Here is an 8,957-nt window from a genome sequence, read left to right as displayed (position 1 = left end):
ATAGAATTAATATTTGATACTTTCGTATCCAGCTTCGAAAGTGCCAAAATTTATTCAACCGTTAAAGAAGCTGTGCAGAGCTTCCTTGACAAAGATCAGGTAGCTTAGTCAAACTTGTAAAGTGGTAAAAAGAAAAAGTAAAAAATGAAAAAGTTTTAAATAAAATTTTGTCTCTTAATCTTAATAAGTCTAATGAATCTGAACGCAAAGATGTTGAATTAGAATCAGAAATCATCCCTAATGGGGTCGAAATTGGAACAGGCTATGCTTGGTATTATGATTATAAAGTATCTCTAAGAATTGGAACGATGTATGCATCTATGATCACAGAATTTGTTATTGTTAATGGAGGGGATGATTATCTAATTCCAAGTGGCTTTTATGGTCCTACAGCAACGGGATTTGGTGAGTTGGGTCAAATGCCAACTATAGAAATAGTAAGAGAACAGGAGAACAGCTCTATGAGCAGATGGGCACTTGCAAATTCTAATTGGTATGTCAACTACCCAATAAGTACACCTTGGGGAGGGTCAACCCTAAGTGGTACAAAATATTTATGGCTAGGTGTAGGAAATAACACATATAGAGTTTCCGATACTCTGCCATATTAAAAAAATTCAAAACATTCTCTAAAAACTTAAAAGTTATATATTTAAATTATAAATAATAAAGTTAGTAGATTCAATGAAGGGTTAAGCAGTTTGCCATTTAAGTTAGGTACTGCTTATCCCTCTTGTATTATTATTAAATACCATCTACAAAATACAACTTAGATTTCTGAGAATAATCTATTAGACGTCTATGCTGCTGATGTGGCACCAGTGGAAGGATGAAAATTGATTTATGTCGAAATTTCTATTTGACTGACTAAGGCAGGTCGATTAACTATGGTGCCTTGAACCCGATAATTAGAAAGACCACAACGACTAGATGCGCCACAGATTGTTGTAATTTTAGAGCACGCAGGATAGAATGATTGCTTAACATTCCTAAACTGAAGGGGTATTGTATGAAAAAAAGAGTGATTTTTTTATTTTTGATTTCATTTATTACTCTAACATATATATTTACTAAACAAAATATATTTGGAAAAACAATAGAAGAAGTACTTCCTAGTGTAAATTCAAAACCAGTAAACATCTTGCATGAAGAAAAAATAGACAGAGGAATGATAGTGTTTTATAATCACTTGAATGGGAATGATTTATCTGTGGCCATTCTGAAAAAAAATTAGGTGGTTACAAAGTTGTTTATAGTGGTACACAAGCAGATATAAAAAAATTTCTAAGCAAGTTTGGAATATCATATACTTATATGCCTGCTATAGAAAAGGTCTCTCCTCCAATGTATTTAGGTATCGTTGATAACCCTAATATTACGCAAGTGAACATAATTGAAAAGAAAAGAAATATTGTAAGGCAAGCAAAAATTATTGATGCTAAAGGTACAAGAATATGGTTAATTTATATGAATGATTTGGAAGGTTCATATTTTAAAATTATAGGACTATCAAAAGATGGCAAAGAATTGATAATAAGAGATGACAATATTTTACCATGGCATGTAGAACAAAAACCCTTTAAAGGTTATAATTAATGTTATAAATTTTTAGACGAAAAGTTCATTATTCACTTGGATAGTGGTTATGGTTCTATGGAAACCACAGAATAGTTAAGATGTTCCTGTTGCGAGCATATCAGGTTCGTTTATGAATAAATATAGAGTAGGAGGTGCGGTGATATGGCCAGAAGAAAATATCGACCTTTTACTCTTTTTTTATGCCTGTTGCTATGGGGATTTATCATATTAGGGCCTATTTATTTTTTAGAATATAGACCGGAATATCCATACAAGGATCCCATGAAGAAGGAGGTAGCCTGGAAGGGGGTTATCACCCTATGGGATTATCCCCGTCTTGATGTGACCAATGGAAGCCGCTACGGATGGATTATCAGCAAAATCAAACAGTTTGAGCGGGAGAATCCCGGTGTATTCATAGAATTGAAGCCAATGGATTGGAAGACAGGCCCCGTTGAATTAGACACAGCCATTCAAATGAAAATGTATCCTGATATTGCACCGGTGGCCACGGATTTTTCTGTGATTGATCGGGATGTGCTGGAACCGGTGGATGAATATTTGACAAGGGAGGAATTGGAGGATTATAAAGTTCAGGCCCTCAATGCCGTTCGCTATAAGGGAAAGACATGGGGGTTTCCTTGGATGATGACCACCTATACCATGCTTTTGAATTTAGATCTGTTCCATGAAAAGGGGGTGGATCCCCCGAAGGACGGCAACTGGACCTATGATGAATTTGTCAAGGCTACCAAAGCCCTTACCTTTGACAGGGACGGAAATGGCAAAAATGATGTCTATGGCTTTCACTCCTTTATCGATTTGAACAGCTACAATACTTGGGGGATCTTGCTTTCCGATGGGGCAGAGTTATTCGATGAGGATTTCAATTATCGCTTCAATGATGAGCGGGCCAAAAGCGGCTTAAAAAAACTGGTAGATCTTAAGCAGGTCCATGGAGTAATGCCCCCGAGTTTTGGAGAAAATACGGAAGGGGAAGCCTGGCAAAGCTTTTATAAGGAAAAGAAAGTTGCCGTATATCCCGTGGGCACATGGGCAATCCATGTGTTGAATAATTTAAGAAATCAAGGGGAGGGATTTGAAATCGGCGTAGCCAATTATCCCATCGGGAAAAAAGGGATTCCCGTATCCTTTGGCAATCAAGTATCAGCCTATGGCATATTCAAACAGGAGGACAAAGAGAAATTAAAAATGTGTGTAAAGTTTCTTAAATTTATCACCGATGGTCAGTTTCAAAAGGATTTGGGAAGGCTGGGAGTTTTTCCCGTAAAGAAAAGTGCAGGGGACATCTATCGCCATGACCCCCTCATGGCTACGGTGGAAAAAAGCCTTGCCTATTGTGAAAATATACCGGTCCATCCCCATTGGATGACCATTGACGGGATTTTGCAAAGCCAAATCCGGCAGGCGGTTTTGGGAAATAAATCCGTTGAAGATGCGTTAAGGGACGCGGAGATGAAAATAGAGGCTTATCGCAAGATGATGCAAAAGCCCTAACAAAAGGGGTGAAGAATAGCCTTGTATTTCATCGGGTAAAGCGGTATACTAATCATGATAAAATCTAAGGTTGAGAAGAGAAGAAAAATGGGGAGTTGTTTTCATGGTGATGAATGAGGTGTATGAAAAATTAAAGGATAAAATTCAGATAGATCGCATCAGACGCAATGAATCCATGCAGGAGCATACCTCCTTCAAGATTGGAGGACCCGTCGATATTATGGTGCTGCCTGCTTCTGTTGAAGAAATCCGCTACGCATTGCAAGTTTGCAAAGACTATCAAGTGCCTTATCATGTGATCGGCAACGGAAGCAATCTTTTGGTAAGGGATAAGGGAATCCGAGGTGTTGTGATCAAGATTGCAGAAAATTTCAGTGATGTACGGATAGAAGGAAATCGGGTCACCGCCCAGGCTGGGATTCTTCTTTCCGCCTTGGCAAAGAAGATGATGAAAGAAAGTTTGGCGGGTTTTGAATTTGCCAGCGGAATTCCTGGAACCTTAGGAGGAGCTGTGGCCATGAATGCAGGGGCCTATGGGGGCGAGATGAAGGATGTGGTAACAGGAGCCTCTGTATTGGATCATGATGGCAAGGTAAGTTGGTTGTGCCGGGACGAGCTGGCCTTTGGCTATCGGCATAGCATCGTCCAGCAGAAGGGATTGATCGTACTGGAAGTAGAGATGGAGTTCCAGAAGGGAGATTATGAAAAAATCAAGGAAATTACGGCGGATCTTACCCAAAGGAGGACAACAAAGCAGCCCCTCCATTTGCCCAGTGCCGGAAGCACTTTCAAAAGGCCCCCGGGACATTTTGCCGGGAAACTGATTGAAGATGCCGGTCTAAAAGGGGTAAGAATCGGCGATGCCCAAGTGTCGGAGCTGCATTCCGGATTTGTGGTGAATGTTGGCAGCGCTACGGCAGAAGACGTAATCCATTTGATGAAGTTAGTCCAAAAAGTTGTTCGGGATCAATTTGGGGTGGAGCTTCACCCGGAGGTAAGAATTATCGGTGAGGAATAGGGAGTACTACAACCAATGAATACTGGAGTGAGGAAAAAATGAAAATTTTTGCAGACTATCATACCCATACAAAGTACAGCCACGGGAAAGGAACCATTCAGGAGAATGTGGATGAAGCCCTACGAAAAGGATTAAGGGAAGTCGCCATTACGGATCACGGACCAAACCACATTGCCTATGGCGTTAGAAAAAAAGATATAAAAAAAATGCGGGAAGAAATAGACAGGATAAATGGCAGTACCGATAAAATCAAGGTGAAATTAGGTTTGGAAGCCAATATTGTCAGCACTGATGGGAAAATCGATATTGATCAAGAGATTATCAAAAATTTGGATATTGTCTTGGCCGGCTACCATTTTGGCGCCATGCCCCAGGGTATTTCCGAAGCTTTGAAAATCCACGGGAGCAATGTGCTTGCCAAATATTTGCCTTCTGTAGAGAAAAAAGTGCGGGTAATCAATACAAAGGCAGTGGTTGAAGCCATTTATAACAATCCTATTGATATCATAACCCATCCGGGAGCCAAGGCCAATATTGATACCGCCGAGCTTGCCCAAGCTGCAGTAAAAAGGGATACAGCCCTGGAGATCAACAGCAGCCATGGCTATCTTACAGTAGAATATATAAAAATAGCCATGAAGGAAGGGGTAAAATTTGTAATCAACAGCGATGCCCACAGGCCGGCAGATGTGGGAAACGTCAAGGCAGGCATTGATCGGGCAGTAGCGGCAGGGTTAAAGGTGGAGCAAATTTTGAATGGAGAAGCATAGGGAAGGGGGAGCTGCCATGAAATTTGTCATCATCACCGGGCTGTCAGGAGCTGGCAAAAGCCAGGCGATGAAGAGTATGGAGGATTTGGGTTTCTATTGCGTCGATAATCTTCCGCCTTCATTGATACCTAAATTTGCCGAGCTTTGTTTCCATGCCAAGGGAGATATTGAAAAAATTGCTTTGGTGATTGATATCCGTGGGGGGAAATTTTTCGACGATTTGTTTGAGAGCTTAGATACGATTGAAAAGATGGGGTATGCCTATGAAATTCTCTTTCTGGAGGCCTCTGATGAGGTGTTGATCAAACGTTTCAAGGAGACGAGGAGAAACCATCCTTTGAGTCCTAAAGGCCGAATTATTGAGGGCATTGAGGCTGAACGGCAAAAATTGTCGCAGTTGAAGAGCAGGGCAAAGCATATCATTGACACATCCAATCTGACTTCCAGTCAGCTAAAGGAAGAAATTCGGAAAATATATGTGGAGGGTCTCAAATCAGAGAATTTGACGATTTCTATTTTATCCTTCGGATTTAAAAAGGGAATTCCCCTGGATGCTGATTTGGTATTTGATGTTCGGTTTTTGCCCAATCCCCATTATATCGATACCCTGCGGGATTTTACGGGAGATGATCCCGAGGTGAGGAAATATGTGATGAAATGGCCTGAAAGTATTGTTTTTGTGGAGAAGTTAAAAGATTTGCTCTTTTTTTTAATTCCCTATTATATTAAGGAAGGAAAATCTCAATTGGTGATTGCCATCGGATGTACGGGAGGGAAGCATCGTTCGGTGACAGTAGCCAATATTCTATATGAAAGTTTGCTGGAGAAGGGTTATCGTGTAACGATCAATCATAGGGATTCAGTAAAAGTTGTAAGGGAGTAGATAGGGATGAATTTCTTTGATTGGTTAAGGCCGGGTCTGAAAATCAAACGATGGCTGGCGATCATGATATTGGGGATTGTATGCATTGTTTTGGGTGCTTATCCTGTGATGAGCAGTGTTTTTTTGAAGGGAATAGGGGAACAATATGCCCCTGTCTTGATGATGCTTGGAGTTCTCTTTATTTTTGCAGGGGCGAAACAAATCCGACTGTTTTTGATCAATTTTTTGGATATGGGTTCTGCAGGATTGGGCTATAGAAATCCTATGGATAAAATTTCCCACCATAAGAAAATATTGATGAAGGGTCCGAAAGTGGTAGTCATCGGTGGAGGAACAGGACTTTCCGTATTGCTGCGGGGAATGAAAAAATTTACGTCCAACATTACGGCCATTGTTACCATGGCCGATGACGGAGGTGGATCTGGAAAGCTGCGGGAAGATCTGGGAATGCTTCCCCCGGGAGATATCCGAAACTGCATTTTGGCATTGGCCAATACGGAACCCATCATGGAGCGGCTGCTCCAATATAGATTTGAGGAGGGATCCTTGAGGGGACAGAGCTTTGGCAATTTATTGATCGCTGCCATGAACGGCATATCCGATAATTTTGAAGAAGCCATCCGGAAAATGAATGATGTATTGGCTGTTACAGGGAAAGTGCTGCCTGTAACCACGGAAGACATCACCTTGTACGCCAAGTTAAAGAATGGCAAAGTGATCAAAGGGGAATCGCAGATTCCCATCAAGGTAAAGGAATTGAATAGTGAAATTGAACAGGTGTTTATGAAGCCGGAGCACGCAAAGCCTTTGAAAGAATCTTTGGAGGCTATCAGTAGCGCCGATGTGATTGTATTGGGACCGGGAAGTCTCTACACCAGCGTCATTCCTAATCTTTTGGTGGAGGATTTGGCCGATGCCGTGAAAAAGTCAAGGGCTGTGAAGGTTTACGTGGCCAATGTGATGACCCAACCTGGAGAAACGGACGGGTATGGGGTGTGGAGACATGTGGAAAGCATCCTTTGTCATACCAAGGGACAGATCATCGACTATGTATTCGTCAATCATGAGGATATTTCTCCGGAGGTATTGCAGAAGTATGCGGAGGATGGAGCACAGCCCGTCCAGTTGACGATGGAAGACCGAAAAAGGATCATGGAAAAGGGTATGAAGATCATCGAAGGACCGTTTGTAGAAATAAAAAAACAATATATTCGTCATGATGCCGTAAAATTATCGGAACAGATTATGAAGCTGGCCTTAGAAGAAAAATACGCTACAGATAAATTTCGAATATTGGATTATTATTATCTCCATGATAAACTGAAAAAGATGACAAAAGGTTAAACCCAGATACATTTGCGTACGGCAGTCCTGTGATTTCAGAGGTGCCCTTTGCCACCGCTATCTGTGTCCTTTGATTAGCGATATGCATGCTTCTGCAGAAAAACTTATGGCCAGGCCATTGGTTGGACGCATGTCAATTTTTTGTGTGATAATTTTAGAAAAACAAGGAATTTTTCTGCGGATGTAGAACTTATTTATAGAGAAGTATAAAAAAATTGTAATAGGTAAAAAAAATCGATAAAGTCAAAGGAAAAAATATTGATTAAGGGAGGAAGTAAGATGGCAATCAGAAAGGCTGAACCATTTAAAATCAAAATGGTTGAACCCATTCGAATGATTTCCAGAGAAGAGAGGGAAAAAGCGCTGATTCGAGCAGGGTATAACCCTTTCGCCTTGAGGGCAGATGAGGTGTATATCGATTTGCTAACGGACAGTGGAACTGGTGCTATGAGCGATGCCCAGTGGGCTGCCATGATGCTGGGGGATGAATCCTATGCGGGCAGCAAAAGTTTCTATCATCTGGAATCTGTTGTGCAAGAGATCTTTGGATACAAATATGTGATTCCCGCCCACCAGGGCAGAGGTGCAGAACAGGTTGTATTCCCTAATTTGATAAAGAATAAGGGTGATTATGTCTTAGGAAATATGCATTTTGACACGACAAAAGCCCATATTGAACTGGCGGGGGGCAGGGCTGTAAACCTGATTGCCGATAAGGCCTTCGATACTACCACTTACCATGATTTTAAAGGCGACTTTGATTTGGAAAAACTAGAAGATTTTATCAAGACCCATGGTGTTGATAGGATTGCTGCTATTGTGATCACGGTTACCTGCAACTCGGCAGGGGGACAGCCGGTGTCCATGGCCAATATCCGTGGAGTAAAGGAAATTGCGGATAAATATGGACTAAAGGTAATCATTGATGCGGCCAGATACGCCGAGAATGCCTATTTCATTCGGATGAGGGAAGAAGGCTATCAAGATAAGTCTATCCGGGAAATTGTAAAAGAAATGTTCAGCTATGCCGATGGTTTCACCATGAGTGCCAAAAAAGACGGACTGGTCAATATGGGCGGGTTAATTGGCATTAAGGAAGACGAGGAACTGTACACCATGTGCAGGTCTACCATCGTGCCCATGGAAGGCTTCCCAACTTACGGAGGATTGTCAGGAAGGGATATGGAAGCGCTGGCAGTAGGCTTGCAGGAAGGTGTAGAATTAGATTATCTGGAGTATAGGATCGAGCAGGTGAAATATTTAGGAGATCGGCTGATGGAAGCCGGCGTGCCTATTCAGTATCCCACAGGAGGGCATGCGGTGTTCGTGGATTGCAAGAAGATTTGTCCTCACATTCCATACGATCAATTCCCTGCCCAGGCAGTATGCAATGCTGTTTACCTGGAAGCAGGCGTAAGACCGGTAGAAATCGGTTCTTTCCTGTTGGGAAGAGACCCTGATACAGGTGAAAACTTGGAGTCACCCCTTGAACTCATGAGACTGACCATTCCGAGAAGAGTATACACCAATAGACACATGGATGTGGTGGCTGATGCAGTCATTGAAGTATATAAAAATGCAGACAAACTGGTTGGATTGGAATTTGAGTATGAGCCAAAGGTATTGCGACATTTTACTGCCCGATTGAGACCGGTAAAATAAATGCTCAGTGAAAAATACAAGCGGCACACTTTTGTCAGTGCCGCTTGTATTTTTCACGTGCGCCCGGCATGGGCAGTAACTTGGCGGTGAAAGTCCGCTATGGGCTTGGCAGTGGGAACCATTAGCCAAAGGCAAGGGTGTCCATCGTGAGGTGGAATCTGAAGGAAGCCGGAGGCAAAGTCCC

Annotated in this window: 9 protein-coding genes; all 9 read left to right on the top strand. The window is 41.9% G+C overall.

What is annotated here, in order from left to right; genetic code table 11:
• The first annotated feature begins 167 nt into the window (after positions 1-167).
• The 9 genes from AN619_RS11085 (at position 168) to AN619_RS11045 (ending at position 8,773) form a co-directional block, all read left to right on the top strand.
• A complete protein-coding gene (locus tag AN619_RS11085; protein ID WP_068556984.1) occupies positions 168-611 on the top strand; it encodes a hypothetical protein in 444 nt (147 codons plus the stop codon).
• Positions 612-1,009: 398 nt separating this feature from the next.
• On the top strand, positions 1,010-1,234 hold the full coding sequence (locus tag AN619_RS11080; protein WP_068556981.1) for a hypothetical protein: 225 nt from the start codon (positions 1,010-1,012) through the stop codon (positions 1,232-1,234).
• Positions 1,235-1,314: 80 nt separating this feature from the next.
• Positions 1,315-1,596 carry a hypothetical protein gene (locus AN619_RS11075; protein WP_157064997.1) on the top strand — a complete coding sequence of 94 codons (282 nt, stop codon included), beginning with the start codon at positions 1,315-1,317 and terminating at the stop codon, positions 1,594-1,596.
• Between the two features lie 144 nt (positions 1,597-1,740).
• On the top strand, positions 1,741-3,096 hold the full coding sequence (locus AN619_RS11070) for an ABC transporter substrate-binding protein (protein ID WP_068556977.1): 1,356 nt from the start codon (positions 1,741-1,743) through the stop codon (positions 3,094-3,096).
• Positions 3,097-3,199: 103 nt separating this feature from the next.
• Positions 3,200-4,114 (top strand): UDP-N-acetylmuramate dehydrogenase, encoded by a 915-nt coding sequence (gene murB, locus AN619_RS11065; RefSeq protein WP_330382079.1) that lies wholly within the window; start codon positions 3,200-3,202, stop codon positions 4,112-4,114.
• 38 nt (positions 4,115-4,152) lie between these two features.
• The gene (locus tag AN619_RS11060) at positions 4,153-4,884 is read left to right on the top strand and encodes a PHP domain-containing protein (RefSeq protein ID WP_068556976.1); all 732 of its coding nucleotides are present in this window, start codon (positions 4,153-4,155) and stop codon (positions 4,882-4,884) included.
• Between the two features lie 16 nt (positions 4,885-4,900).
• The gene (gene rapZ, locus AN619_RS11055; protein WP_068556986.1) at positions 4,901-5,767 is read left to right on the top strand and encodes an RNase adapter RapZ; all 867 of its coding nucleotides are present in this window, start codon (positions 4,901-4,903) and stop codon (positions 5,765-5,767) included.
• A 6-nt stretch (positions 5,768-5,773) separates the two neighbouring features.
• Positions 5,774-7,111: a gluconeogenesis factor YvcK family protein gene (locus AN619_RS11050; protein WP_068556974.1), complete on the top strand. Its 1,338-nt coding sequence runs from the start codon at positions 5,774-5,776 to the stop codon at positions 7,109-7,111.
• 279 nt (positions 7,112-7,390) lie between these two features.
• Entirely contained in the window at positions 7,391-8,773 is a 1,383-nt protein-coding gene (locus AN619_RS11045) for a tryptophanase (protein ID WP_068556973.1), read from the top strand.
• Positions 8,774-8,957: the final 184 nt, after the last annotated feature.

The sequence above is a fragment of the Thermotalea metallivorans genome (genome assembly GCF_001562415.1).
GTDB classification, from domain to species: Bacteria; Bacillota; Clostridia; order Peptostreptococcales; family Thermotaleaceae; genus Thermotalea; species Thermotalea metallivorans.
The sequence above is the reverse complement of the archived record's forward strand: the minus strand, read 5'-3'. Positions and strand labels throughout refer to the sequence as shown.

Bases quoted from the DNA above. Each gene is read 5' to 3' on its own strand.
- AN619_RS11080 (WP_068556981.1), top strand. From the start codon at position 1,010: ATGAAAAAAAGAGTGATTTTTTTATTTTTGATTTCATTTATTACTCTA.
- AN619_RS11075 (WP_157064997.1), top strand. From the start codon at position 1,315: ATGCCTGCTATAGAAAAGGTCTCTCCTCCAATGTATTTAGGTATCGTT.
- AN619_RS11070 (WP_068556977.1), top strand. From the start codon at position 1,741: ATGGCCAGAAGAAAATATCGACCTTTTACTCTTTTTTTATGCCTGTTG.
- murB (WP_330382079.1), top strand. From the start codon at position 3,200: ATGGTGATGAATGAGGTGTATGAAAAATTAAAGGATAAAATTCAGATA.
- AN619_RS11060 (WP_068556976.1), top strand. From the start codon at position 4,153: ATGAAAATTTTTGCAGACTATCATACCCATACAAAGTACAGCCACGGG.
- rapZ (WP_068556986.1), top strand. From the start codon at position 4,901: ATGAAATTTGTCATCATCACCGGGCTGTCAGGAGCTGGCAAAAGCCAG.
- AN619_RS11050 (WP_068556974.1), top strand. From the start codon at position 5,774: ATGAATTTCTTTGATTGGTTAAGGCCGGGTCTGAAAATCAAACGATGG.
- AN619_RS11045 (WP_068556973.1), top strand. From the start codon at position 7,391: ATGGCAATCAGAAAGGCTGAACCATTTAAAATCAAAATGGTTGAACCC.